This window comes from Leucobacter celer subsp. astrifaciens (genome assembly GCF_001273835.1).
Taxonomy (GTDB): Bacteria; Actinomycetota; Actinomycetes; order Actinomycetales; family Microbacteriaceae; genus Leucobacter; species Leucobacter celer.
This window is the reverse complement of sequence record NZ_JHEI01000095.1, coordinates 1-201: the sequence shown is the minus strand read 5'-3', so window position 1 is coordinate 201 and position 201 is coordinate 1. Positions and strand designations below refer to the sequence as shown.

Here is a 201-nt window from a genome sequence, read left to right as displayed (position 1 = left end):
CGGTAGACGGGGTCGTTGGGGGTGGAGTTTCTAAACGCCATGTCTTTGCTGGTGAGTTTTTCTCCGGTTTCTTCGTCGACGCCGGGGCGGTACCCCATGATTGCGAAAGACTGTTCGATTTTTGTGGAGAGTTCTGGAAAATCCGCAAACTTCGTTGCGAGCGTGTCAAGGTCCCTTCCGCCCTTAAAGTCAGTGTTGTAC

At 52.7% G+C, this 201-nt stretch carries 1 protein-coding gene; it reads right to left on the bottom strand.

The genetic code is table 11. From position 1 onward, the window contains the following. Positions 1 to 201: hypothetical protein (locus AMS65_RS20125; protein ID WP_206541948.1), on the bottom strand; the 201-nt coding region annotated here is incomplete at both ends.